We start from the raw sequence: 23251 nt of genomic DNA, 5'->3' as shown, positions 1-23251 counted from the left end.
GCAGGGGCGGGGGCAGCGCCCCCTGCGACCTTAGCGGCGAGGATCGTCAGGGTGGCGTTTCACGCCGACTGGGTCCTTGTGGATCAGCACATCGGCGCGCGGATAGGCGGCGATAATGTCGCGGCGCAGGGCCGCACCGATCGCATGGGCGGCGTCCAGCGATTGCGCCCCGTCCAATTCGATATGCAGGTTCACGAAAACCCGGCTGCCCGCGACGCGCGTTTTCAGGTCGTGATAACCGCGCACGCCGTCGCAGCTGTCCACGATCTGCCGGATGCCCGCGATCATCGCAGGGTCGGCCTGCCGGTCCATCAGCGCATCCCAAGCCCCCTTGCCGATGCGCAGCGCCCCCACCGCCAGAAAGGCCGCAGCCCCCAAAGCCACGACACTGTCGATCTGGAACAGGCCAAACCGGGCCGCCGCCCAAAGCGCGACAATCGCCCCGATATTGGGGATCAGATCGCCCATGTAATGCAGGCTGTCGGCCAGCACGACCTTGTTGCCGGTGCGGCGCGCGACATGGCGCTGCCAGCTGACCAGCCCCAGCGTGACGATGATCGAAAACACCATGATTCCGATGCCGAAACCTTCGGCCCGGGGCATGGCGGTGGTATCATCCAGCAAGCGCAGCACTGCCGCCACCGCGATCACCGCCGCCGAGACAAGGATGAACAAGGATTGGCCCAGCGCCGCCAGATCCTCGGCCGAACTATGGCCGAAATTATGGTCGTCATCGGCAGGTTTGGCAGCATAGGCGATGGCGGCCAGACCGCCCAGCGACATCATCAGGTCAAGCGCGCTATCCGCCAGCGTCGCCGCCACTGCCAGCGATCCGGTTTCCGCCAGCGCCCACAGCTTGGCCGCGACCAGCACGGCGGCGACGGTCACGGATAACAGCCCGGCGGACAGGTTCATGCGGGTGTCGTGTTGCAGGCTCATCCGCGCTGATTAGGCAATCCGCCGCAGCTAGTCACGCAATTCTTCCAGCGTGACGCCCCAGATATCGGATTTGGGTACCCATCCCCGATAGCCGCCCGCGTTCAGTTGGCACCAATCGGGTGCGCATTGACCCAGCCGCGCGATCACCCCCTGTTCGAGGATCGCGGTCTCGGTCGCGCCAGGTTCGGGGCGCGCGCGCAGCGCGGTGCGTGCCTCATTGACCAGCACGGTGCGGGCGCCCGACAGCAGCGTATAATGAATCCACCCGCCTTGGCCGTCGCGGTCGATGACGCGCCGCCATTGGCCATATTCCGCGACCAGTTGCAGCGGCATGTTGCGCCGTTTGAACACCCAGTCGATCCGGTGCGACAGCGACGGGCCACGGCGGACATTCGCCTCGCCCGCGTTCAGCGACACGAAGCGTGGCACCGGCAGGTTGGTTTCCGGCCCGATTGCGGGGCCGTCGCTGGCCTCTTGTGCCACGGCGGCGGCACCGGCCAGCAAGGCGGCACAAAGCGCCAGGCGCAATCTGCGGGACCACCGGACGAAACTGTTCATTTTCTGCCTTTTATGCCCGTTTCGGGCGCGCTGTTCTTGTGCTGCGCGTCCCTTTCGCGCAACCTGCCATGCAGGACCGGATTTGAAAAGCCAAGAGGGACGAGCCATGCCAGGAAAGCATCTTACTGTTGTCGTGACGCGACAATTGCCTGAACAGGTGGAAACCCGGCTCAAGGAATTATTCGACGTGCAATTGCGCGACACTGACGCGCCGATGACGCCCGAGGAATTGGTCGAGGCGATGCAATCCGCCGATGTGCTGGTGCCCACGATCACCGATCAGATCGACGCGAAAATCCTCGCGCGGGCGGGTGACAAGCTCAAGCTGATCGCCAATTACGGCGCAGGTGTCGATCATATCGACGTGGCCACCGCGCGCCAGCGGGGCATCCATGTGTCCAATACGCCGGGCGTGATGACCGATGACACCGCCGATATGGTGATGGCGCTGATCCTTGGTGTGACGCGCCGCATGGGCGAGGGGATCAAGCTGGCCCAATCAGAGACATGGCAGGGCTGGACACCGACCGCGATGATGGGCGGCCGGATCAAGGGGCGGCGTCTGGGCATTCTGGGGATGGGCCGGATCGGGCAGGCGGTCGCGAAACGTGCCGCCGCCTTTGGCTTGCAAGTCCATTACCACAACCGCCGCCGCCTGCGCCCCGAGGTCGAAGAGGCGCTGGATGCGACCTATTGGGAAAGCCTTGACCAGATGGTTGCGCGGATGGACATCCTGTCGATCAACTGCCCGCATACGCCGTCTACCTTTCACCTGATGAACGCGCGCCGGCTGAAGCTGATGAAACCCTCTGCGGTGATCGTGAACACGTCACGCGGCGAGGTGATCGACGAAAACGCGCTGACGCGGATGCTGCGCGCGGGTGAAATCGCGGGCGCGGGTCTTGATGTCTTTGAACGCGGCCATCTGATCAATCCGCGCCTGAAGGAATTGCCAAATGCAATCCTGCTGCCGCATATGGGGTCGGCCACGCTCGAAGGCCGGGTCGAGATGGGCGAGAAAGTCATCCTGAACATCAAGACCTTTGCCGATGGGCATCGCCCGCCGGATCTGGTTGTGCCCAGCATGTTGTGATGGCGCGCCGGCGCACCAGCCGCCGGCGGGCCGCTTGCCCTGCGCTTTGGACCAGCGCCAACCGGTCCGCCTGTCGCAATTAGACGACAAGGCGTCGGCTGGTTCTGTCGCGCCTTGCGGCTTTCAAGCAGATTGCACCCAAAGCAGCGCCGAGGGAATCGTCAGCATGAAAACGCAAGTCAAAGCATTGGTCGTCGGTGGTGGCGCCGTGGGCACGTCGATCGCCTATCATCTGGCCAAGGCGGGCTGGGATGATGTGATGCTGCTGGAACGCGACGAGCTGACCTCGGGGTCCACATGGCATGCGGCGGGCCTGCTGCCCTTGTTCAACATGTCTTTTGCCACGACCCATATCCACAAATATTCGGTCGATTTCTACAAATCGCTAGAGGCGGAAACCGGCCTGAACGCAGGTTTCGCCGTGGTCGGCAATCTGCGCATGGCCCAGACGCAGGACCGCATGGATGAATTCATGCTTTATGCATCCACGGCCGAAACCTGCGATGTGCCCTATGTCTGGATGACCCCTGACCAGATCAAGGCGAAATGGCCGCTGATCAATACCGATGACCTCAAAGGCGCGCTGTATCACCATACCGACGGCTATATTAACCCCGCCGATGTGACGCAGGCCATGGCCAAGGGTGCCCGCCAGCGCGGCGTCGAGATCGTGCGCAAATGGCAGGCCGATGCATTCCACTGGAACGGCACCCATTGGGAAGTGACCTGCACCAAGATGGTCGAAAAGGGCGGCAATCTGGTGCCATCCGAGGAACAGATCACCATCACCGCCGAACATGTCGTCACCGCCTCTGGCAACCATGCGCAGACCACGGCGAAAAAGCTTGGCATCAAGATCCCCGCGATCCCCGTTGAACACCAATTCATCGTGATGGACCAAGACCCCGCGCTGGTGAAATTCCGCGCCGAAGGCCATGTCGAACATCCCGTGATCCGCGACGCCGATGCGCAATCTTATGTGCGCGAGGAACGCGGCGGCTGGATCTTGGGGGTCTATGAAAAGAACGCCCCTGCGGTTTTTGAATATGGCGTGCCTGACTCTTTCCGCGCCGATCTCTTCCCGCTCGATCTGGAACGGATCGAGGACCAATATATGGCGATGATCCACCGGATTCCGTCTTGCGAGGATTCGGGGCTGAAAGACGATTTCAACGGCCCGATCTGTTACACGCCCGACGGTAACCCGCTGGTCGGCCCCGCACCCGGATTGCGCAATATGTGGCTGGCCGAAGGGTTTTCGTTTGGCATCACGGCGGCTGGTGGCACCGGCTATTACCTTGCCCAGATGATGGTGCATGGCGAGGCGGAAATCGACATGGCCTCGCTTGACCCCAAGCGTTACGGCAATTGGATGACCACCGAATTTGCCGCGCGCAAGAACGAGGAATGCTACGACCACGTCTATATCCTGCATCATCCCGATGAAGAACGCCCCGCCTGTCGGCCTTTGCGCACCTCGCCCGCCTATGACCGCCAAGCGGCGCGTGGCGCGCAATTCGGTTTCGTGAACGGTTGGGAACGGCCCAATTATTATGCCCCCGCCGGGTTCAACGACCATGACGCGCGGTCCTTCCGGCGCGGCGGCTGGTGGCAATATGCGGTGGAAGAGGCCAAGGCGATCCGCGAAGGCGTGGGCCTGATCGACGCCACCGCCTTTACCAAGCACCGGATCACCGGGCCGGGGGCGACCGCCTTTCTGGATTGGTTCACCACCAATAAATTGCCGCGCGTGGGCCGGATCAACCTGACCTATGCGCTGACCGCCCATGGCACGACGCGCACCGAATATACCATCGTGCGCAATGGCGAGAATGATTATTACCTCGTCTCTGCCGGGGCATGGACCGCCTATGATCAGGATTACCTGTTCAAGGCGATCGAGGACAAGGAACCCACATTCGGCCGGATCAACGCGCAGGATGTGACCACGCAATGGGGCGTTTTCGCCATCGCCGGTCCCAAATCCCGCGACGTGCTGGCCGCCGTGATCAAGGATGCCGATCCAGCCACCGCCCTGTCGAACAAGCGTTTCCCATGGCTGTCTGCGCAAAAGATCGAACTCGGGATGTGTCCGGTCAATGCGATCCGCGTCGCCTATACCGGCGAGCTGGGCTGGGAATTGCACCATCCGATTGAAATGCAGAATTACCTGTTCGACCTGCTGGAAAAGGCAGGCGCGCCACATGGTATGAAACTGGTCGGCGCACGGGCGCAGAACTGGCTGCGGCAGGAAAAATCCTACCGCGCCTTTGGCAATGAATTGGGCCGCGACGCGACACCGCTCGAGGCTGATCTGCCGCGTTTCGTGGACCTGTCCAAGGATTTCCACGGCAAAGAGGCGATGCTGGCCAAGGGGATCCGCAGCAAATGCGTCACCTTGCTGATCGACGGGCCTGCGGATGCCGATCCATGGGGGCGCGAGGCATTGTATGACGGTGACACCCGCGTCGGGCGTCTGACCTCGGGCGGCTATTCGGTGGCCTTCGGCAAATCCATCGGCATGGGCTATGTCAAACCCGAGATGGCGGCGGTCGGCACCCAATTGCAGGTCAAGATGCTGGACCAGCTTTGGCCGGCCGTGATCGTCGAGGACAGCCCCTATGACCCGCAGAACGCGGTGATCCGTCAGGACGGCTAACGCCTGCGCCGCAGCGCGATCCACCTGCGGCCCCGTATCATCAGCCGTGCGACGGGATCTTGCAGGATCGGCAGGTCGATGGCCAGCAATAGCAGGCCGACAGGGATCATCCATAGGCCAAAGATTGGCAGGATCGCCAGAAATCCGCCCAGGATCAAGGTGACCGCAAGGCTGACCCGCGCGATCATCCAACCGGGTTTGCGCAGGCTGGCCATGCCCGGCACCAGGGGCTGGATCTTGCGATATTGTCGGTCAAATCGGGCCCGGATATGGTCGCGTTCGCGCTTCATCGGGTGCAGATAGGCCAAGGCTGCGCGGTTTGTAAGGGTGCCTTTGGCCGCTGCGGCCAATTTTTCAGCGAAACCTGTCGGGGGCCAGCGCTGCCACCATATCGGGGCCAATCGCAGGCGTGTTTCCGCCGACCAGATCGGCCAGAAGCTGGCTGGCACCGGGGGCGGATTGCATCCCATAGCCGCCCTGACCCGCGCACCAGATGAAACCGGCCTGCGCGGGGTCCGGTCCCAGCACAAGGGTCCGGTCGGGCGAAAACGTGCGCAGCCCCGCCCAAGACGCCAGCAGCCGGGTGACGGGCGTGGTGACATTTGCCTCGTAGCGCGCCAGACCCTCGGCCAGCACCATATCATCGGCATAGGCGTCATGGGGGGCTGCGGGGTCTTCTTCGGCAGGAGAGACGATCAGCGCACCGGCATCGGGTTTGGCATACCAGCCTTCGCCTGCGCCAAAGACCATCGGCCAAGCGCGGACATCATGCCCGTCAGGTGCGGGAATGCGCGCCATCGACCGGCGCAGGGGTTGGAACCCCAAAGGGGCCATCCCCGCCATCTGGGCGATCACATCGACCCATGCGCCCGCGGCATTGACCAGCTGGCGCGCTTCGTATTCGCCCGCCTGCGTGCGGATGGCCCAGCCCGTCGCGGTGCGGCTGATCTGGATCACCTCGGCCTTGGTCACGATCTGCGCGCCATTGCCACGCGCGGTTTTCGCGAATGTCTGGATCAACCTGTCGGTGTCGATATCCCATGCGCCCGGATCATAGGCCGCGCGGTCCACTTGGGCGGGGTTCAGCACGGGGAACAGGGCCAAAGCCGCGTCCATCGTGATCTTGTCCATCTGCATCGCCTGCACATCGGCGGCGAACAGATCGGCCTCGCCCTTGCTGCCGACCAGCATCAAGCCGCGCGGCGACAGCACATCGGCTGTGCGGTGGTAATCCAGGCTCGCGCGGTTCAGCGCGATGGTCGATGGCTTGCCATAATGTTCCTCGAACAAAGCGGCAGAGCGGCCAGAGGCGTGATAGGCCAGCGCATCCTCGCGTTCCAGCACGGTGACGCTGCCCAGCGCCGATAGCCGTGCTGCGGCGGAAAGACCCGCGATACCGCCCCCGATGATCACGAAATCTTTCATGCTTCCTCCAGCCGGTCGGTGGCCGGTGGCGGCGCTGGGCTAAGGGCTGTGATCTGTGCATAGAGTTCCGCCGGCATTGCGAAATCCGCCGCCGCCAGCGAGGGCCGCAATTGCGCCAATGAGCGCGCCGAAATGATGGGCGATGGCCTTGTCGCATGGGTCATGACCCATGCCACGGCGAGCGTGGCGGGGTCGGTCCCCAGATCGCGGGCCAAGGCTGTCAGGCGGGCGGCCACATCATGCATCCAATCTTGCCCATAGCGCAAAGCATAGCGTGGATCATCAATCAGCCGCCCGGTGCCGCCACTGGCATACTTACCGGTCAGCAAACCGCCGCCCAAGGGCGAATAGGGCACCAATGCGATCCCCTGATCCTGCGCCATGGGGAAAATCTCGACCTCGGCCTGCCGTTTGACCAAGGAATACATCGGCTGCATCACATCGATCCGGGTGCCAAGGCGTTGCGCCACGGCCTGCGCTTTCATCACCTGCCATGCCGCGTAATTGGACACGCCGATCTGCCGGATCAGCCCTTGCGATTGCAGCTCTGCCATCGTGGCAAATGTGTCTTCCAGCGGGGTGTCATCGTCAAACCGGTGCAGATACAGCAGATCGACCTGATCCATCTGCAACTGGCTGCGGCAGATGTCGAATTGCGCCAGAATATTGGCGCGGCCCGCCCCGCCGGTATAGCCGACCTTGGTCGCCAGATAGATCTTGTCGCGCTCTGCCTTGACCAGCTGGCCAAGGATCTTTTCGGCCGCCCCCTCGGTATAGCGCACGGCGGTGTCGAAATGGGTGATCCCGGCAGCACGCGCGGCATCATACATCGCAGTACTTTCGGCCGCATCGGCCTTGCCGCCGAATTGCATCGTCCCAAAGGTCAGGCGGGAAACAGGCGTGCCGTCTTGTGTGGTCATTTGTGTCATGCGGGCAATCTGGCACGGCGCCGTGGCGATGAAAAGCGGCGGCGCAGGGAATTTTCAACCCCGGCAGCCGGTCGGCCCGCATGTCTTTTGGCAGACGGGGTTTGCATGCCGGGATTTGCGTCGGGGGTTTACATTTTGCCGCCCAGCCTGCTTGTTGCGGCAAGGTAATGGGGCCGATAAGGGGCGAAAACTTGCACGGCTTTCCGGTGGCAAAGGCAGGACAGGTGATCGGGCTGCTCGGCGGATCCTTTGATCCGGCGCATCACGGCCATGTCCATATCACCAAAGCAGCGCTGACGCGGTTCGGGCTGGACAAGCTCTGGTGGCTGGTCAGCCCGGGCAATCCGTTGAAACCGAACGGGCCTGCGCCGCTGCTCGATCGGATGCAGGCGGCGCAGGCCCTGATGCGCCACCCCCGCGTGACCGTGACCGATATCGAGGCGCGGCTTGGCACCCGCCATACCGCCCAGACGCTGGTGGCCTTGCAGCGGCGCTATCCGGGCGTGCGGTTCGTCTGGCTGATGGGGGCCGATAATCTGGCGCAATTGCACCGTTGGCAGGATTGGCGCTGGATCATGGATAACGTGCCCGTCGGCGTGATCGCGCGGCCTGACGACCGGATATCGGCGCGGCTGTCAAAGGCGGCGCGGATCTATGGCGCGGCGCAATTGCCCGACAGGGCTAGCCATGGGCTGGGCCGGGCACAGGCCCCCGTCTGGTCCTTCATCAACCTGCCGATGTCGCGGCAATCGTCTTCGGCGATCCGCGCACGCGGAGATTGGTGATGCGGCTGACGCGGCGGCAGATGCTGGCAGGGCTGGGCGCGACGCTTGGGACCACTGCCCATGCCGAAGCCCCGCTGCGGTCCTACCGGCCAGTCGCGCGGGTGTCACCGCGCAACGCGCTGGGCGCATTGGTCGACCGCGCGGGGCTCAGCGGTCAGATCGGCGTGGCACTGGGTGATCCGGCCACGGGGGCGGTGCTGGAAAGCTATCGCGCAGACATCATGCTGCCACCGGCCAGTGTGACCAAGGCGGTCACGGCGCTTTATGCGCTGGAAAGCTTGGGCGCAGAGCATCGGTTCACGACACGGGTTCTTGCGCAAGGCACTCTGATAGACGGCATTTTGCATGGTAATCTGATCCTTGCAGGGGGTGGTGATCCCAATCTGCTGACCGATGAGATGGCCAGACTGGCCGATGCGACCCATGCGGCGGGCCTGCGCGAAGTCACCGGAGATGTGCTGATCTGGGACGCGGCTTTGCCCTACATCGACCAGATCGACCCCGCGCAATTGCCGCATGTCGGCTATAATCCCGCGCTGGGCGGGCTGAACCTGAATTATAACCGCGTCCATTTCGAATGGCAGCAGCAAGGGCAGCGCTTTATCACCGCGATGGATGCGCGCAGCGACACCCACCGCCCACCCGTGACCATCGCGCAGATGCAGATCGTGGACCGCGATATGCCCTTGTTCACCTATCGGCGTGATGGCGATACGGATGCCTGGACAGTGGCCCGCGCGGCATTGAACGCGGCAGGGTCGCGCTGGTTGCCGGTGCGCGCGCCCGCGCTTTACGCAGCCGAGGTCTTTGCGGTTTTCGCCCGCAGCCGGGGGATCGTGCTGGGCAGCCCCCGTGTCACCGATGCCTTGCCGCAGGCGGTGGAACTGGCACGCCACGAGGGTCAGCCGCTGCCCGGACTTTTGACGCAGATGATGCGCTATTCCACCAATATCACCGCCGAGGCGCTGGGGCTTAGCGCAACCGCGCAGACCGAAGGACCGGCGCAGGGGCTACGCAGCTCGGCGCTTGGCATGGCGCGCTGGGCGCAAGCGCGCGCCCCGGGGATCGCGCCTCAATTCGTGGATCATTCCGGCCTTGGCGATGCATCACAGATCAGCGCGGCCGATATGGTCACCTTTCTGCAAGCCCCCGATGTCATGCCCCGGCTGCGCCCGCTGATGCGCGACATCGCGCTGGTCGACCAGGGCCAGACGGTGATCCGCGCCGGACAGGCGGGGGTGCAGGCCAAGACCGGCACGCTGAATTTCGTCTCTGGCCTGGCGGGATATCTGCGCACGGCGGGCGGGCGCGACCTCAGCTTTGCGTTCTTCGCCGCCGATCTGGCGGCGCGCAACCGCGGCAAGGCGCTGGCCGCGGAAATCCCCCCCGGCGCGCGCAGCTGGAACCGGCAGGCGCGGCGCCTGCAACAAGATATCCTGCAGCAATGGGCTTTGCGGGCCTATTGACCCGGCCTGATCATCTTTGGAGCCTAAATATCCCCGCCGGAGGCCCGAATCTTTTGAAGACCCGACTCTTTCCCCGGCTCTCTCCGCGAATCTTTCAAAGAATCATATGCCGGGCGCGCGCACCGCGTTCGATCGCGGCGGCATAAAGCCGGTCGATATCCAGCTCTTCGCGGATTTCTTCCAGCATCCGCGCCTCTTGCCCGGCGATGCGGCCATCGGCTGCGGCAACATCGCAGGACAAGGCATAGGCGGTTTCGAACAACCGGCTGGGCAGGGCTTCGCGGATCAGGCCGAACAGGGCTTCCAGCCCGTCCTCGGGTTCGAGCAGGTCGAAAACCAGCTGCGACATCTGCGGCACGCGTTCGACATCATAACCGGCAAAGACCGGCAGGTTGTTGATCGCGTTGCTGATCTTCACCAGCTCGGATGTGCGGATATTGCCATCCGCGGCGGAAACGCTGATCATCAGAACGACCAAAGCGTCCTGGGCAGTCAATGGGCCGGCGTCTGACATTCTCTATCCTTTGCGATACCTGTCCCATTTATTGACGCCCTGTCCGTCTCGCAATAGGGAGTATGCGTGCAGGCGCCATTTGGGGTGCCGCCTGAAATTGCGAGCAAGAGAATGAGCAACCTGCGTGACGCTGCGATGACATCCAAGGCCTGGCCTTTTGAAGAAGCGCGCGCCCTGCTCAAACGCTACGAATCCGGCCCGCCCGCCAAAGGCTATGTGCTGTTTGAAACCGGCTATGGCCCGTCCGGCCTGCCGCATATCGGCACTTTCGGCGAGGTGTTGCGCACCACGATGATCCGCCGCGCATTCGCGGTCATTTCCGACATTCCGACCAAGCTGATCTGCTTTTCGGACGATCTGGACGGGATGCGCAAAGTGCCGGGCAATGTGCCCCAGCAAGAGATGCTCAAAGAGCATATGCATAAACCGCTGACATCGGTGCCGGACCCGTTCGGCGAATATGAAAGCTTTGGCCATTACAACAACGCCATGCTGCGGCGTTTTCTGGATACTTTCGGGTTCGAGTATGAATTCTATTCCGCGCGCGAATTCTATCGCACGGGCCAGTTCGATGACATCCTGCTGCGGGCTGCTGAACGCTATGACGATCTGATGGCGGTCATGCTGAAATCTTTGCGCGAGGAACGGCAGGAAACCTATTCGATCTTTTTGCCGATCCATCCCGAAACCGGCCGCGTGCTCTATGTGCCGATGAAAAATGTCGATGCGGTGCGGGGCGAGGTGACATTCGATGACGAGGATGGCCGCGAATGGACCCTGCCGGTCACGGGCGGCAATGTGAAACTGCAATGGAAGCCTGATTTCGGCGCGCGCTGGGCCGCACTTGACGTTGATTTCGAGATGTATGGCAAGGAACATGCCACCAATACCGCGATCTATGACCGGATTTGCGAAATTCTGGGCGGCCGCAAGCCGAACCATTTTTCTTATGAGCTGTTTTTGGACGAGAACGGCCAGAAGATTTCCAAATCCTCGGGCAACGGCATTTCGATTGATGAATGGCTGACCTATGCGGCGACGGAATCTCTGAGCTATTTCATGTATCAAAAGCCGAAAACCGCCAAACGGATGCATTTTGACGTGATCCCCAAGGCGGTGGATGAATATCACCAGCAGCTGCGCGCCTATGCCGATCAGGATGATGCGGGCCGGGTGAACAATCCGGTGTTCCATATCCACGGCGGCGACGTGCCGGTGTCCGACATGGTGGTGCCGTTCGCGATGCTGCTGAACCTTGCATCCGTATCAGGGGCCGAGGACAAGGATACGCTCTGGGGGTTTATCCGCCGCTATGCCCCCGATGCATCCGCCGAAAAGAACCCCCAGATGGATCAGGCGGCAGGGTTTGCCGTGCGCTATTACAACGATTTTGTGAAACCCGCCAAAACCTACCGGGCGCCCACAGATCAGGAACGCGCGGCCTTGCAGGATCTGGCGGCCCGGCTGAAGGTCTGGGATGGCGGGCTTGACGCCGAGGCCTTGCAGACTATGGTTTTCGCCGTTGGCAACGACCATGGGTTTGATCCGTTGCGCAACTGGTTCACCGCCCTTTATGAGGTCTTGCTGGGCGCATCCCAAGGCCCGCGCTTTGGCGGGTTCATCGCGCTTTACGGTGTCGCCGAAACCATCGCCCTGATCGAGGCCCAGCTATCGCGCGAGGTCTGAGGGTCCGCTGGCGCGGAGCCTCCGGCGGGGATATTTGGGCTCGGAAGATGGGATGATTGCACGAAATTGAAACTGATCGGCCTTTTGTCGCGTATCTTTGATATGGGGCATTTTATGGAGAGGCTGATGAAGCGTATTTTTGTCGTCATTCTTGGGCTGTGGTTGACTGCCAGCGCCCTTGCCGCGCAGGATCATGCGGCCATCCAATCCGTGATCACTGATCAGCTGCAAGCCTTTCATGAGCGTGATGTGGCGGCGGCCTGGTCTTTTGCCAGTCCCAATATCAAGCGCCTGTTTGGCAATGAGGGCAATTTCGGCGCGATGGTCCAGCAAGGCTATCCGATGGTCTGGGACAATGCCGATGTGCGGTTTCTAGACCTGCGCGATATGGCGGGTTTCTGGTGGCAAAAGGTCATGATCCGCGATGCGCAGGGCGGGCTGCATCTGCTGGATTACCAGATGATCGCAACGCCGCAGGGCTGGCAGATCAATGGTGTCACGCTTCTGCCTGCGCCTGATCTGGGGGTCTGATGCCCCCGTTGCGCGCCCGACCGTGACGGTGGTGTCAGCCGGTCTTTAGCTCTTTGTTCTATCCTCTTGGCAGTTGCGTAGCTGAGAATGTGAGGATCGAGCATGAACAAAGCCATCACCGACGCCATCGTTTTCAACCCTTTGCCTTTTGCGGCGGGTCTGGGGGTCTGGTCCAGCGGCGACGGCACGCCGGGGTCCGACACCTATGCCGTCAGCGGATCGGGCGTCTTTGTCGCCGCCGATCAGGATTTCGCGGGCTGTCTGGAGGTGCTCAAGCGCGATCCTGTCGCCCGTGTCCGCTATATGGGGCAAACGCCGATCCTGCCGGGCTGTTATCTGCGCGTGACCGCCCGCGTCAAGGCGGTGGCGGGCCCTTTGCCGTCCGTGCGCATCGCGGGCTGGCCGGGGCGCGCCAATGGCACTTTGCTGCCCGGCGTGCCCACGACCGGCCCGGCCACGCAATTGACCGCCTATGGCGCGGTCGTCACGATCAGCGCGATCATCGCCACCGCCGCGCGCACCGGGGTTGACCTGGTCTGGGCCGGGGCGGATTACGGCCATCTGGGGCTGGATCTGACCGGCCCGCTGGGCGGGGTGGTGCGCATTGATGACATCACGATCGAGGATGTCAGCGCCGTTTTCACCCGTGATCTGGTCAGCCTTGTCGATGTGCGTGATTTCGGTGCCAAGGGCGACGGCGTCAGCGATGATGCCCCGGCCTTTATCGCCGCTGATGCGGCGGCGAACGGACGGACGGTGATGGTGCCTGCGGGTGATTACCGCTTGGCGGGCCATGTCACCATGCAGAACAATACCCGCTTTGAGGGCCGGATCCTGCAGGCCGCCGACCATCGGTTCATTTTGCAGAAAGGGTACAATTTCGACGCCTATCTTGATGCGTTCAAGGACGAGGAAACGGCGTTCAAGAAAGCCTATCAGGCGCTGATCAATTTCGCCGATCACGATTCGCTTGATCTGTGCGGCCGGCGCATCCTGTTGACGGCACCTGTCGATATGCAGGCCTGCGACCCCGCGCGGCTGCGCTTTGAGACCCGCCGCGTGATCCGCAATGGCCAGTTTCAACCCGATGACAGCGCCGCCTGGGATACAGCCGTGGTCACGTCGCAGGCGAGCTATGCTGCGGCCAATGACCGGCAGCTGACCAATGTCGCCGGGATCGCCAATATCGCGGTGGGGTCGCTGGTTAGCGGGGCCGGTGTCGGCCGCGAGATCTATGTGATGGCGGTGGATGTGGCCCAAGCGCGCCTGACGCTGAGCAATCCGCTTTATGATGCCGAGGGCACGCAGGTTTTTACCTTTACCCGTTTCAGATATATGCTGGATTTTTCGGGCTATGAAAAGCTGAGCCAGCTCATTCTGTCCGATATCGAATTCCAGGGGCGCGGTGTTGCCAGCGGGATCATGATGGCGCCCGACGGCGTGACCTTTCACATCCGCGATTGTTTCATCAACCGGCCCCGCGACCGGGGGGTGACATCGCCCGGCTATGGCTGTCAGGGGATGATGATCGACCGCTGCCAGTTCATTTCGGATGAACAATCCGTGCCGGTCGCCGCCCGCGTCAGCATCGGGTTCAACGCCAATGCCAATGACGTCAAGATCCGCGACAACCGCACCAGCCGGTTCTTGCATTTCTGCGTGCTGGCGGGCTCGGGCAATCTGATCACGGCGAACCATTGGTTTCACGGCGATGACGAGCCGGGCAGCGTGCGCAAAGGTGGGATCGTGTTGACCCTGCCCAATCCGAAAAGCATTTTCACCGGCAATTACTGCGACAATAATTTCATCGAATGGACCAATGAACATACCAGCAGCCCGGCGCTGGGCGTTCAGTTTTCATTCGGCGGGCTGACGATCACCGGCAATATCTTTACCACGAATGATGTCGCGCCCTGGTTCAATTTCATCGTCATCAAGCCCTATGGTCCGGGGCATTTCATCAATGGTTTTGCCGTGGTGGGCAATGTGTTCCGGGCCATCAATGGCCGCATCAACAGGGTCGAGATGGTCGATACCACCTTTGCCGATCTGGATTTCAGTCGCACCCGCAGTTTCGAATTCAGCGCCAACACCTTTCACAATGTCGATTTTCCCGTCGCGAACCCTGCGGTGCTGGCCCATAGCCAGACAACGGCGGCCAGCACATGGGTTATGAATACAGGCCAAGCCCTGCCCTTTGGTGGCCGCGCGCGGCATGTCGATTTCGTCATGCCCAGCGGCGCGATCACCACGCCGGCCAATGCCACGATCCGCGAGCTGCCCTGGGCCGAAGGAGAGCGCGGCGCGGACCAACGATCCGTGCATCTGAACTGGAGCAGCGCCGTGCGCGGCGCGGTCCGCTATCAGGTGCGGATGGATAGGACAGGCTGATTTCTGATGAAGCTGCCTCATTTTTAGGCAGATGACTGCGATATCGCGTTTTTCTGCGCGGTATCGGTGCGGCACCGCTGGTCCTGCGCAGCTGATCCTTGGCACAAGAGGCCAAGGAAAGGCGGCAGATGACCTATCGCGCGCAGATCGACATGGACAGGGCCGCGCCTTTGCAGCCGCGTGCGCAAGGCGCTTTGCGTCTTGTGGCCAAGCGCCGTGGCACGCAAAGCGTGATTGCCGATCTGCGCCAGCAAGGCGCGCTGAAGGCGTTGTTTCCGCGCAGCTATGGCCCCACGCTTGATGCGGTTTTCCTGAACACCTCGGGCGGGCTGACCGGTGGCGACCGGATGGCGCTGGATATCGTGGCGCAGGCGGGCGCGCATGTCGTGCTGTCCTCGCAGGCGGCGGAACGCGGCTATGCCGCGCTGCCGGGGCAGGTGGCGCGGGTCGATGTGACCCTGCAGGTGGCGCAGGATGCGCGCATTGACTGGTTGCCGCAGGAAACCATCCTGTTTGATGCCGCAGCGCTGGACCGGCATCTACAGGTCGATCTGACCGGGTCGGCACAATGCCTGATCGTGGAACCGGTGATCTTTGGCCGTGTCGCGATGGGCGAGGTCGTCCATACCCTGCATCTGCGCGACCAATGGCGCATAAGGCGTGATGGCGTGCTGGTCTTTGCCGATGCGATCCGCCTGATCGGCGATGCTGCTGCATTATTGGCGCGTCCGGCCATCGCGGGCGGGGCAGGGGCGATGGCAACGCTGCTTTTGGCGGCCCCGCAGGCGGCGGCGCTGGCTGGCACGCTGGATTTGCCCGATACCGCCGGTGCCAGCCTTTTGGCGGATGATCTGTTGTTGATCCGGCTTTTGGCAGCAGACGGTTTCACCCTGCGCCGCGACCTTATTCCCTTGATCGAGGCGCTGTCCGCAGCACCCATCCCCCGTGTCTGGAGATTGTGACCCATGCAACTGACCCCGCGTGAAAAAGACAAATTGCTGATCGCGATGGCTGCCGAGGTGGCCCGCAAGCGGCTCGCCCGGGGGGTGAAGCTGAATTATCCCGAGGCGATTGCCCTGATCACCGATGCCGTCGTCGAAGGCGCGCGCGACGGAAGGTCTGTTGCCGACATGATGCAGGCGGGCGCGCATATCATCACCCGCGATCAGGTGATGGAAGGCATCGCCGAGATGATCCACGAGGTGCAGGTCGAGGCGACCTTTCCTGATGGCACCAAGCTGGTGACGGTCCATGATCCGATCCGTTGAAAAGAAGAAGATGAGTATTTTTGGAAAAAAGAAGTGGGGTGTCATGCCATGAAACCGGGTGAAGTGATCGTGGCGGCGGGTGATCTGACGCTGAATGCAGGCACGCCGGTGCTGGTCTTGCAGGTGGCCAATAAAGGCGACCGGCCGGTGCAGGTGGGGTCGCATTTCCATTTTGCCGAGGTCAATCCGGCGTTGGATTTTGACCGGGCGGCGGCGCGCGGCATGCGGCTGGATATCGCCGCAGGCACTGCTGTGCGCTTTGAACCGGGCCAAAGGCGCGAAGTGGCGTTGATCCCGATATCGGGTGCGCGGCGGGTGTTCGGGTTTAACCAAGCTGTGATGGGGGATCTTTAAGATGCCAGCAGTGATCAACCGCCGCGATTATGCCGCGATGTTCGGCCCCACGGTGGGCGATAAGGTCCGGCTTGCCGATACCGAATTGTTTATCGAGGTCGAACGCGATCTGACCGCCGAGTTGGCCGGTCGCGCCACCACGGGCGGCACTGGCCCCAATGCGTTGGCTTATGGCGAAGAGGTGAAATTCGGCGGTGGCAAGGTGATCCGCGACGGTATGGGCCAGAGCCAGGTCACGCGGGCCGCGGGCGCGGTGGATACGGTCATCACCAATGCGCTGATCGTGGATTGGACCGGCATCATCAAGGCCGATGTCGGCCTCAAAGACGGGCGTATCGTGGCCATCGGCAAGGCGGGCAATCCCGATACGCAGCCGGGTGTGAATATCATCATCGGCCCCGGCACCGAGGCCATCGCCGGTGAAGGCCGTATCCTGACCGCAGGCGGCATCGACAGCCATATCCATTTCATCTGCCCCCAGCAGATCGAGGATGCGCTTTATTCCGGTCTGACCACCATGATCGGCGGTGGCACCGGCCCCGCGCATGGCACATTGGCCACCACCTGCACCCCCGGCCCCTGGCATCTGGGGCGGATGTTGCAGGCGGCGGATGCGTTTCCGATGAACCTCGCCTTTGCGGGCAAGGGCAATGCATCGCTGCCTGCGGCCTTGGAAGAACAGGTCCTCGCGGGGGCCTGCTGTCTGAAGCTGCATGAGGATTGGGGCACCACCCCCGCCGCCATTGATTGCTGTCTGTCGGTGGCGGATGCCTGGGATGTGCAGGTCATGATCCATACCGACACGTTGAACGAGGCGGGTTTTGTCGAAAACACCGTTGCCGCCCTGAAAGGCCGCACCATCCACGCCTTTCACACCGAAGGCGCGGGCGGCGGTCATGCCCCCGACATTATCAAGATTTGCGGCCAGCCCAATGTGCTGCCCTCATCGACCAATCCGACGCGGCCCTTTACCGTCAACACGATCGACGAACATCTCGATATGCTGATGGTTTGTCATCATCTGGACAAAAGCATCCCCGAGGATGTGGCCTTTGCCGAAAGCCGGATCCGCCGCGAAACCATCGCCGCCGAGGATATCCTGCACGACATGGGTGCCTTTTCGATCATCGCGTCGGACAGCCAGGCGATGGGCCGTGTGGGCGAGGTGATCATCCGCACTTGGCAGACCGCCCATAAGATGAAGGTCCAGCGCGGCCAATTGCCCGAGGAAAAGGGCGATAATGACAATATGCGCGTGCGCCGCTATATCGCGAAATATACGATCAATCCCGCGATTGCGCATGGCATTTCCGCCCATGTCGGATCAATCGAGGTCGGCAAGCGCGCCGATCTGGTTTTGTGGAACCCCGCCTTTTTCGGGGTCAAGCCAGAGATGATCCTGATGGGGGGCACGATTGTTGCCGCCCAGATGGGCGATCCCAATGCGTCGATCCCGACACCGCAGCCGGTTTACACCCGCCCGATGTTTGGCGCTTACGGGCGGTCGGTGGAACATTCCGCCGTCACCTTTGTCAGCGCCGCCGCGCAAGAGGCGGGCATCGGTGGCAGTTTGGGCCTGGCCAAACAGACCCTGCCCGTCGTCAATACCCGCAATATCGGCAAAAAGGATCTGAAGCTGAACACCGCCATGCCGCATGTCGAGGTGAACCCCGAAACCTATGAGGTGCGCGCCGATGGCGTCTTGCTGACCTGCGCACCGGCAGAGCGTTTGCCGATGGCGCAACGCTATTTTCTGTTCTGACCATGATGCTGCATTGCAGAAAACGCATAGTGGCTTTGCGCAAAGCGCGGTTGTTGGGACGCGGCACAAGGGCTAGCTTGGGTGCAGGGAGGAAAGGTAATCGCATTATAGAGGTGCAACATGGCTTTCCAGACAGACTTTATCCAGATTTCCAACCGCGAAACACTGACCCGCTTGGTGATGGCGCCGCTGCGCGCACTTGGGCGTGGGATCATCCATATGTCCGAGGCGACGGCGCAGGCGCGTCTTTTGCACGAGCTCAACAACATGTCCGATGCCCAGCTCGAAGAATGGGGCATGACCCGCGCCGAAGCGATGGCCAAATTCCTCAGCATTCGCAGCTGATTGCGACTTTGGGGCATGCGCCATGATGGCCCGTGCCCTGACCATCCATGACCATGCGCATGGCCCGGTGGCGGATCGGGTCAGCCTGACCTACGACGCGCGGCTTTTGCGTCGCAAACGGCTGCTGACCGACAGCGGCGCGCCGTTTCTTGTCGATCTCCCCCGGACAATATCAGTGGATGCAGGCCAGGTCTTTGTGCTCGAAGACGGCCGCCAGATCGCTGTCGTTGCCGCGCATGAGGCGCTGATGCGCGTTACCGGCGATCTGGTCCGGCTGGCCTGGCATATCGGCAACCGCCATGCGCCCTGCGCGATCCTGCCCGATGCGCTGGTGGTGCAGCGGGGCAAGGTGATGCGCGCGATGCTGGAACAGCTGGGCGCAAGCGTCACGGATATGGATGGGCCTTTCACCCCCGAGGGGGGGGCCTATGGGCATGGGCGCACATTGGGGCATGACCACGGCCATGATCACGGGCATAGCCATGGATGACGCGCGCTACCTGACGCTGACACAATGGCTGTCGCCGGCCTATCCGGTGGGGGCCTTTGCCTGGTCGCACGGGCTGGAACGCAGCATCGGGCGCGGTGATCTGCGCGATGCGCAGGATCTGGCGGACTGGCTGTCCGATGTGCTGGACCAGGGGGCAGGGCGCAGCGATGCGATCTTGCTCTGCGCGGCCCATGCAGCCGATGACCCCGCCGCCTTGGCAGAGCTGGCCGCCGTGCTGGCCCCCAGCCGGGAACGCCGGATGGAAACGCTGCACCAAGGGGCCGCTTTCGCCGCGACGACCCGCGCGGTCTGGGGGCTGGATCTGCCCGATATGGCCTATCCGGTGGCAGTGGGGCGCGCGGCGCGGCTGATGGCGATGGCGGTCCAGCCTGTCGCGCAGCTGTGGTTGCAAAGTTTCGCCAGCAACCTGGTGCAGGCGGCACAGCGGCTGATGCCGCTTGGCCAGACCCAGGCGCAGCGGATCCTGGCGGATCTTGCCCCGCTCTGCCTGCGCATCGGGACCGAGGCCAGCCACGCCAGCCTCGACGATCTCGGCACGGCGGTCTTTGCCGTTGATACCGCCGCCATGCAGCACAACAACCAATATAGCCGGATTTTCCGGTCATGACGAAAGGTCACAGCATGTCGCCCCATGGTCCTTTGCGCATCGGTATCGGCGGCCCGGTCGGCGCGGGCAAAACCACGCTGACAGCCGCCCTCGCGCGGGCGCTGAAAAATGAGCTGAGCCTCTGCGTGATCACCAATGACATCTATACGCAGGAAGATGCCGAAGCCCTGATGCGGATGCAGATCCTGCCCGCCGACCGGGTGATGGGCGTGGAAACCGGCGGCTGCCCGCATACCGCGATCCGCGAAGATGCGTCGATCAACTTGGCCGCCGTGGCCGAAATGCGCGCGCGCCACCCCGATCTGGACCTGATCCTGATCGAAAGCGGCGGCGACAACCTTTCGGCGACCTATAGCCCGGAACTGGCGGATCTGACGATCTATGTGATCGACACGGCCGCAGGCGAAGACATCCCCCGCAAAGGCGGCCCCGCGATCACGCGGTCCGATATCCTGGTCGTGAACAAGACCGATCTGGCGCCCCATGTGGGCGCATCGCTTGATATCATGGCGGCGGATGCGGCGCGGATGCGCGGCGCGCTGCCGGTGGTTTTCGCCAGCTTGAAACAGGGCACCGGCGTCGATGATGTGGTGGCGCTGATCCGCAGTCTTGGCGGGCTATAACGCCAGCTTTGCCCATCTTCCGAGCCGAAATATCCCCCGCGGCGCGTTCCCCTGCGCCGCAGGGGAAAATCAACGCCGGCCCAATTTGCCGAACTCGCTGTCCAGCAGCGCGCGCAGCTTCTTGGCCCCGCCACGCAAGGCGGCTTCGACATTGGCATCATGATGGGTGATGGTCTGTGGCTGCATGCCTTCGGGGCGGCCCTCGATCGTGCAGCGGATATCATCCGATCCGCCTTTGGCGGCATTCACATCGGCGATATGCACCTCGATGCGGGTCAGCCGGTCGGTCAGATGACCCAAGGCGCCGGTGACAATGGTTTCGGCCACATCGGACAGGCGCGTGTCGCCCTGGATGGTGGAATCGGTGTTCAGTTGGAATTGCATGACGGTCCTTTCCTGGCCTTTCTTGGCCTTTCCTGATATGTCCTGATCTATGCAGCGAACGCGCTATTGCAATACGGGCTGCAATAGGGGCGCGCCCGCATCATCGCGCGCGGCCCTTGCGGGACGGCAGGCCAGCGTGTATCTGAAGCGTCATGAAAAAGGTTTTCGACATGGATGACCGCGCGCGCCTGCCCTGGCGCTTTTTTGGCGCGAGTTGCACAATCCTTGCGCGGGGCTAAGGCCCCCCCTGTTTCCGCACGCCTGCCAACATCTGAATTTTGATACGGGAGAGGACAATGTCCCCCAAAACGCTTTATGATAAAATCTGGGATGCGCATGTCGCGCATGAGGCCGAAGACGGCACCTGCCTGCTCTATATCGACCGGCATCTGGTCCACGAAGTCACCAGCCCGCAAGCCTTTGAAGGTCTGCGCCTGGCCGGTCGCAAGGTGCATGCCCCCGACAAGACCATCGCCGTGCCGGACCATAACGTGCCCACCACGCTGGACCGCGCCAATGGCGGCATGAACGAGGAATCGCGCATTCAGGTTGATGCGCTGGACACCAATGCCAAGGATTTCGGCATCCATTATTATCCGGTCTCGGACGTCCGCCAAGGCATCGTGCATATCGTTGGCCCCGAACAGGGCTGGACCCTGCCCGGCATGACCGTCGTCTGCGGCGACAGCCATACCGCGACGCATGGCGCATTCGGCGCGCTGGCGCATGGGATCGGCACCTCCGAGGTCGAACATGTGCTGGCCACGCAGACGCTGATCCAGAAGAAATCCAAGAATATGAAGGTCGAAATCACCGGCAAACTTGCCCCCGGTGTGACCGCCAAGGACATCACCCTGTCGATCATCGGCGCGACCGGCACCGCCGGCGGCAACGGCCATGTCATCGAATATTGCGGCGAAGCGATCCGCGATCTGTCCATGGAAGGGCGGATGACCGTCTGCAACATGGCGATCGAAGGCGGCGCACGCGCAGGCATCATCGCGCCTGACGAAAAGACCTTCGCATATTGCAAAGGCCGCCCCCATGCCCCCAAAGGCGCGCAATGGGAAGCGGCGGTCGCCTATTGGAAGACCCTGTTCACCGATGAAGGCGCGCATTTTGACAAGGTCATCACCCTGCGCGGCGAAGATATCGCACCTGTCGTGACCTGGGGCACCTCGCCCGAGGATGTGCTGCCGATCACCGCGACCGTGCCTGCCGCTGACAGTTTCACGGGTGGCAAGGTCGGTGCGGCGCAACGCTCGCTGGATTACATGGCGCTGACGCCGGGGACCAAGCTGACCGATATCGCCATCGACACGGTGTTCATCGGGTCCTGCACCAATGGCCGGATCGAGGATCTGCGCGCTGCCGCCGCGATCCTGAAAGGCAAAAAGAAAAAAGACGGGGTGCGCGCCATGGTCGTCCCCGGATCGGGTCTGGTCCGTGCGCAGGCCGAAGAGGAAGGTCTGGCGCAGATCTTCATCGATGCCGGTTTTGAATGGCGCCTTGCGGGCTGTTCGATGTGTCTGGCGATGAACCCCGACCAGCTGGCCCCCGGCGAACGCTGTGCCGCCACATCCAACCGCAATTTCGAAGGCCGCCAAGGCCGTGGTGGTCGCACCCATCTGATGTCGCCCGCGATGGCGGCGGCAGCGGCGATCACAGGCAAACTGACCGATGTGCGGGAGATGATGTAATGCAAAAGTTCACCAAGCTTTCGGGCATTGCCGCCCCCATGCCGCTGGTCAATATCGACACCGATATGATCATCCCCAAGCAGTTTTTGAAAACGATCAAACGCTCTGGCCTCGGGGTGCATCTGTTCGACGAGATGCGCTATGATCAAGACGGCAACGAGATCGCCGATTTCGTGCTGAACCAGCCGCAATATCGCGCGGCCCAGATCCTTGTCGCGGGCGAGAATTTCGGCTGCGGGTCCAGCCGCGAACATGCGCCTTGGGCGATTGCCGATTTCGGGATCACCTGCGTGATCGCGCCCAGCTATGCCGATATCTTTTACAACAATTGCTTCAAGAACGGCATTCTGCCCATCGCGCTGCCGCAGGAACAGGTTGATGTGCTGATGAAGGATGCCGAAAAAGGCGCGAACGCGCGGATCGAGGTTGATCTGGAGGCGCAGACCATCACATCCTCGGATGGTGAAACCTTCCATTTCGAGGTTGATGCCTTCAAGAAACATTGCCTGATGAACGGGTTGGATGATATCGGCCTGACGCTGGAAAAGGCCGATGCCATCGCCGGTTTCGAGACACGGGCAAGCGCCGCGCGCCCCTGGGTCTGACCGCGCCACCATCGCAGCAAAGCCGCATCTTCGGATGCGGCTTTTCGCGTTTTGGGGGCCTGTGCAAAGGTTGCAATGCCGCATCAATCAGCGGCTAATCCTGCCGCCCGCTTTGT

General features: G+C 62.3%; 24 protein-coding genes. 17 read left to right on the top strand and 7 right to left on the bottom strand.

Features of this window, described 5'->3' with window-relative positions:
* Window positions 1-30: 30 nt before the first annotated feature.
* Window positions 31-939 (bottom strand): cation diffusion facilitator family transporter, encoded by a 909-nt coding sequence (locus tag LOKVESSMR4R_RS13685; protein ID WP_087209394.1) that lies wholly within the window; start codon window positions 937-939, stop codon window positions 31-33.
* Between the two features lie 27 nt (window positions 940-966).
* Entirely contained in the window at window positions 967-1497 is a 531-nt protein-coding gene (locus LOKVESSMR4R_RS13680; protein ID WP_237331795.1) for an SH3 domain-containing protein, read from the bottom strand.
* A gap of 106 nt (window positions 1498-1603) precedes the next feature.
* On the opposite strand from LOKVESSMR4R_RS13680, the gene LOKVESSMR4R_RS13675 reads away from it, so the two are divergent.
* Window positions 1604-2590, top strand: a complete 987-nt coding sequence (locus tag LOKVESSMR4R_RS13675) for a 2-hydroxyacid dehydrogenase (protein WP_087209390.1) — start codon at window positions 1604-1606, stop codon at window positions 2588-2590.
* 166 nt (window positions 2591-2756) lie between these two features.
* Window positions 2757-5249, top strand: coding sequence for a GcvT family protein (locus LOKVESSMR4R_RS13670; RefSeq protein ID WP_087213257.1), 2493 nt, complete (start codon window positions 2757-2759; stop codon window positions 5247-5249).
* Here LOKVESSMR4R_RS13670 and LOKVESSMR4R_RS13665 read toward each other — a convergent pair.
* Genes LOKVESSMR4R_RS13665 through LOKVESSMR4R_RS13655 form a run of 3 tightly spaced genes read right to left on the bottom strand, consistent with a single transcriptional unit; the run spans window position 5246 to window position 7603 of the window.
* The gene (locus tag LOKVESSMR4R_RS13665; protein ID WP_237331794.1) at window positions 5246-5599 is read right to left on the bottom strand and encodes a hypothetical protein; all 354 of its coding nucleotides are present in this window, start codon (window positions 5597-5599) and stop codon (window positions 5246-5248) included. The two genes, LOKVESSMR4R_RS13670 and LOKVESSMR4R_RS13665, sit on opposite strands and share 4 nt — an antisense overlap.
* A 4-nt stretch (window positions 5600-5603) precedes the next feature.
* Entirely contained in the window at window positions 5604-6674 is a 1071-nt protein-coding gene (locus LOKVESSMR4R_RS13660; protein ID WP_087209388.1) for an NAD(P)/FAD-dependent oxidoreductase, read from the bottom strand.
* Window positions 6671-7603 (bottom strand): aldo/keto reductase, encoded by a 933-nt coding sequence (locus LOKVESSMR4R_RS13655; RefSeq protein WP_087209385.1) that lies wholly within the window; start codon window positions 7601-7603, stop codon window positions 6671-6673. The genes LOKVESSMR4R_RS13660 and LOKVESSMR4R_RS13655 overlap by 4 nt, the downstream gene beginning before the upstream one ends.
* A gap of 167 nt (window positions 7604-7770) precedes the next feature.
* Between LOKVESSMR4R_RS13655 and LOKVESSMR4R_RS13650 the strand changes: the two genes are divergently transcribed.
* Window positions 7771-8388, top strand: a complete 618-nt coding sequence (locus LOKVESSMR4R_RS13650; RefSeq protein ID WP_087209381.1) for a nicotinate-nucleotide adenylyltransferase — start codon at window positions 7771-7773, stop codon at window positions 8386-8388.
* Window positions 8388-9854: a D-alanyl-D-alanine carboxypeptidase/D-alanyl-D-alanine-endopeptidase gene (gene dacB, locus LOKVESSMR4R_RS13645; protein WP_237331793.1), complete on the top strand. Its 1467-nt coding sequence runs from the start codon at window positions 8388-8390 to the stop codon at window positions 9852-9854. The genes LOKVESSMR4R_RS13650 and dacB overlap by 1 nt, the downstream gene beginning before the upstream one ends.
* Window positions 9855-9948: 94 nt before the next feature.
* On the opposite strand, the gene LOKVESSMR4R_RS13640 is transcribed toward dacB, so the two are convergent.
* On the bottom strand, window positions 9949-10368 hold the full coding sequence (locus tag LOKVESSMR4R_RS13640; RefSeq protein ID WP_087209375.1) for a tellurite resistance TerB family protein: 420 nt from the start codon (window positions 10366-10368) through the stop codon (window positions 9949-9951).
* Between the two features lie 111 nt (window positions 10369-10479).
* On the opposite strand from LOKVESSMR4R_RS13640, the gene LOKVESSMR4R_RS13635 reads away from it, so the two are divergent.
* The 11 genes from LOKVESSMR4R_RS13635 to ureG all read left to right on the top strand — a co-directional run bounded on the left by LOKVESSMR4R_RS13635 (window position 10480) and on the right by ureG (window position 20446).
* The gene (locus LOKVESSMR4R_RS13635) at window positions 10480-12054 is read left to right on the top strand and encodes a lysine--tRNA ligase (RefSeq protein WP_087209372.1); all 1575 of its coding nucleotides are present in this window, start codon (window positions 10480-10482) and stop codon (window positions 12052-12054) included.
* 126 nt (window positions 12055-12180) lie between these two features.
* Complete coding sequence (locus tag LOKVESSMR4R_RS13630) at window positions 12181-12585, top strand: DUF4864 domain-containing protein (protein WP_087213251.1); 405 nt, start codon at window positions 12181-12183, stop codon at window positions 12583-12585.
* A gap of 102 nt (window positions 12586-12687) precedes the next feature.
* Window positions 12688-14976 carry a glycosyl hydrolase family 28-related protein gene (locus tag LOKVESSMR4R_RS13625; protein WP_087209369.1) on the top strand — a complete coding sequence of 763 codons (2289 nt, stop codon included), beginning with the start codon at window positions 12688-12690 and terminating at the stop codon, window positions 14974-14976.
* Window positions 14977-15104: 128 nt separating this feature from the next.
* Window positions 15105-15938, top strand: coding sequence for an urease accessory protein UreD (locus tag LOKVESSMR4R_RS13620; RefSeq protein ID WP_087213247.1), 834 nt, complete (start codon window positions 15105-15107; stop codon window positions 15936-15938).
* A 3-nt stretch (window positions 15939-15941) separates the two neighbouring features.
* Window positions 15942-16244, top strand: a complete 303-nt coding sequence (locus LOKVESSMR4R_RS13615) for an urease subunit gamma (protein WP_087209366.1) — start codon at window positions 15942-15944, stop codon at window positions 16242-16244.
* Window positions 16245-16292: 48 nt separating this feature from the next.
* The gene (locus tag LOKVESSMR4R_RS13610; protein ID WP_087209363.1) at window positions 16293-16598 is read left to right on the top strand and encodes an urease subunit beta; all 306 of its coding nucleotides are present in this window, start codon (window positions 16293-16295) and stop codon (window positions 16596-16598) included.
* Between the two features lies 1 nt (window position 16599).
* Window positions 16600-18360 (top strand): urease subunit alpha, encoded by a 1761-nt coding sequence (gene ureC / locus LOKVESSMR4R_RS13605; protein WP_087209360.1) that lies wholly within the window; start codon window positions 16600-16602, stop codon window positions 18358-18360.
* Between the two features lie 120 nt (window positions 18361-18480).
* Window positions 18481-18705, top strand: coding sequence for a hypothetical protein (locus LOKVESSMR4R_RS13600; protein WP_087209357.1), 225 nt, complete (start codon window positions 18481-18483; stop codon window positions 18703-18705).
* 22 nt (window positions 18706-18727) lie between these two features.
* Complete coding sequence (locus tag LOKVESSMR4R_RS13595; RefSeq protein WP_204248678.1) at window positions 18728-19195, top strand: urease accessory protein UreE; 468 nt, start codon at window positions 18728-18730, stop codon at window positions 19193-19195.
* The gene (locus tag LOKVESSMR4R_RS13590) at window positions 19170-19823 is read left to right on the top strand and encodes an urease accessory protein UreF (protein WP_335673966.1); all 654 of its coding nucleotides are present in this window, start codon (window positions 19170-19172) and stop codon (window positions 19821-19823) included. The genes LOKVESSMR4R_RS13595 and LOKVESSMR4R_RS13590 overlap by 26 nt, the downstream gene beginning before the upstream one ends.
* Window positions 19824-19837: 14 nt before the next feature.
* Window positions 19838-20446 (top strand): urease accessory protein UreG, encoded by a 609-nt coding sequence (gene ureG, locus LOKVESSMR4R_RS13585; RefSeq protein WP_237331792.1) that lies wholly within the window; start codon window positions 19838-19840, stop codon window positions 20444-20446.
* 69 nt (window positions 20447-20515) lie between these two features.
* Here ureG and LOKVESSMR4R_RS13580 read toward each other — a convergent pair whose 3' ends face one another.
* Window positions 20516-20830 carry a hypothetical protein gene (locus tag LOKVESSMR4R_RS13580; RefSeq protein ID WP_087209349.1) on the bottom strand — a complete coding sequence of 105 codons (315 nt, stop codon included), beginning with the start codon at window positions 20828-20830 and terminating at the stop codon, window positions 20516-20518.
* Between the two features lie 296 nt (window positions 20831-21126).
* Between LOKVESSMR4R_RS13580 and leuC the strand changes: the two genes are divergently transcribed.
* Window positions 21127-22530 (top strand): 3-isopropylmalate dehydratase large subunit, encoded by a 1404-nt coding sequence (gene leuC / locus LOKVESSMR4R_RS13570; protein WP_087209343.1) that lies wholly within the window; start codon window positions 21127-21129, stop codon window positions 22528-22530.
* Window positions 22530-23135, top strand: a complete 606-nt coding sequence (gene leuD, locus LOKVESSMR4R_RS13565; protein ID WP_087209339.1) for a 3-isopropylmalate dehydratase small subunit — start codon at window positions 22530-22532, stop codon at window positions 23133-23135. The genes leuC and leuD overlap by 1 nt, the downstream gene beginning before the upstream one ends.
* Window positions 23136-23251: the final 116 nt, after the last annotated feature.

It is taken from the genome of Yoonia vestfoldensis (genome assembly GCF_002158905.1).
GTDB classification, from domain to species: domain Bacteria; phylum Pseudomonadota; class Alphaproteobacteria; order Rhodobacterales; family Rhodobacteraceae; genus Yoonia; species Yoonia vestfoldensis_B.
The sequence above is the reverse complement of the archived record's forward strand: the minus strand, read 5'-3'. Positions and strand labels throughout refer to the sequence as shown.

What these genes read in the sequence shown, in the direction of transcription:
- LOKVESSMR4R_RS13685 (WP_087209394.1), bottom strand. Translation starts at nt 939, where the DNA reads ATGAGCCTGCAACACGACACCCGCATGAACCTGTCCGCCGGGCTGTTA.
- LOKVESSMR4R_RS13680 (WP_237331795.1), bottom strand. Translation starts at nt 1,497, where the DNA reads ATGAACAGTTTCGTCCGGTGGTCCCGCAGATTGCGCCTGGCGCTTTGT.
- LOKVESSMR4R_RS13675 (WP_087209390.1), top strand. Translation starts at nt 1,604, where the DNA reads ATGCCAGGAAAGCATCTTACTGTTGTCGTGACGCGACAATTGCCTGAA.
- LOKVESSMR4R_RS13670 (WP_087213257.1), top strand. Translation starts at nt 2,757, where the DNA reads ATGAAAACGCAAGTCAAAGCATTGGTCGTCGGTGGTGGCGCCGTGGGC.
- LOKVESSMR4R_RS13660 (WP_087209388.1), bottom strand. Translation starts at nt 6,674, where the DNA reads ATGAAAGATTTCGTGATCATCGGGGGCGGTATCGCGGGTCTTTCCGCC.
- LOKVESSMR4R_RS13655 (WP_087209385.1), bottom strand. Translation starts at nt 7,603, where the DNA reads ATGACACAAATGACCACACAAGACGGCACGCCTGTTTCCCGCCTGACC.
- LOKVESSMR4R_RS13650 (WP_087209381.1), top strand. Translation starts at nt 7,771, where the DNA reads ATGGGGCCGATAAGGGGCGAAAACTTGCACGGCTTTCCGGTGGCAAAG.
- dacB (WP_237331793.1), top strand. Translation starts at nt 8,388, where the DNA reads ATGCGGCTGACGCGGCGGCAGATGCTGGCAGGGCTGGGCGCGACGCTT.
- LOKVESSMR4R_RS13640 (WP_087209375.1), bottom strand. Translation starts at nt 10,368, where the DNA reads ATGTCAGACGCCGGCCCATTGACTGCCCAGGACGCTTTGGTCGTTCTG.
- LOKVESSMR4R_RS13635 (WP_087209372.1), top strand. Translation starts at nt 10,480, where the DNA reads ATGAGCAACCTGCGTGACGCTGCGATGACATCCAAGGCCTGGCCTTTT.
- LOKVESSMR4R_RS13630 (WP_087213251.1), top strand. Translation starts at nt 12,181, where the DNA reads ATGAAGCGTATTTTTGTCGTCATTCTTGGGCTGTGGTTGACTGCCAGC.
- LOKVESSMR4R_RS13625 (WP_087209369.1), top strand. Translation starts at nt 12,688, where the DNA reads ATGAACAAAGCCATCACCGACGCCATCGTTTTCAACCCTTTGCCTTTT.
- LOKVESSMR4R_RS13620 (WP_087213247.1), top strand. Translation starts at nt 15,105, where the DNA reads ATGACCTATCGCGCGCAGATCGACATGGACAGGGCCGCGCCTTTGCAG.
- LOKVESSMR4R_RS13615 (WP_087209366.1), top strand. Translation starts at nt 15,942, where the DNA reads ATGCAACTGACCCCGCGTGAAAAAGACAAATTGCTGATCGCGATGGCT.
- LOKVESSMR4R_RS13610 (WP_087209363.1), top strand. Translation starts at nt 16,293, where the DNA reads ATGAAACCGGGTGAAGTGATCGTGGCGGCGGGTGATCTGACGCTGAAT.
- ureC (WP_087209360.1), top strand. Translation starts at nt 16,600, where the DNA reads ATGCCAGCAGTGATCAACCGCCGCGATTATGCCGCGATGTTCGGCCCC.
- LOKVESSMR4R_RS13600 (WP_087209357.1), top strand. Translation starts at nt 18,481, where the DNA reads ATGGCTTTCCAGACAGACTTTATCCAGATTTCCAACCGCGAAACACTG.
- LOKVESSMR4R_RS13595 (WP_204248678.1), top strand. Translation starts at nt 18,728, where the DNA reads ATGATGGCCCGTGCCCTGACCATCCATGACCATGCGCATGGCCCGGTG.
- LOKVESSMR4R_RS13590 (WP_335673966.1), top strand. Translation starts at nt 19,170, where the DNA reads ATGATCACGGGCATAGCCATGGATGACGCGCGCTACCTGACGCTGACA.
- ureG (WP_237331792.1), top strand. Translation starts at nt 19,838, where the DNA reads ATGTCGCCCCATGGTCCTTTGCGCATCGGTATCGGCGGCCCGGTCGGC.
- LOKVESSMR4R_RS13580 (WP_087209349.1), bottom strand. Translation starts at nt 20,830, where the DNA reads ATGCAATTCCAACTGAACACCGATTCCACCATCCAGGGCGACACGCGC.
- leuC (WP_087209343.1), top strand. Translation starts at nt 21,127, where the DNA reads ATGTCCCCCAAAACGCTTTATGATAAAATCTGGGATGCGCATGTCGCG.
- leuD (WP_087209339.1), top strand. Translation starts at nt 22,530, where the DNA reads ATGCAAAAGTTCACCAAGCTTTCGGGCATTGCCGCCCCCATGCCGCTG.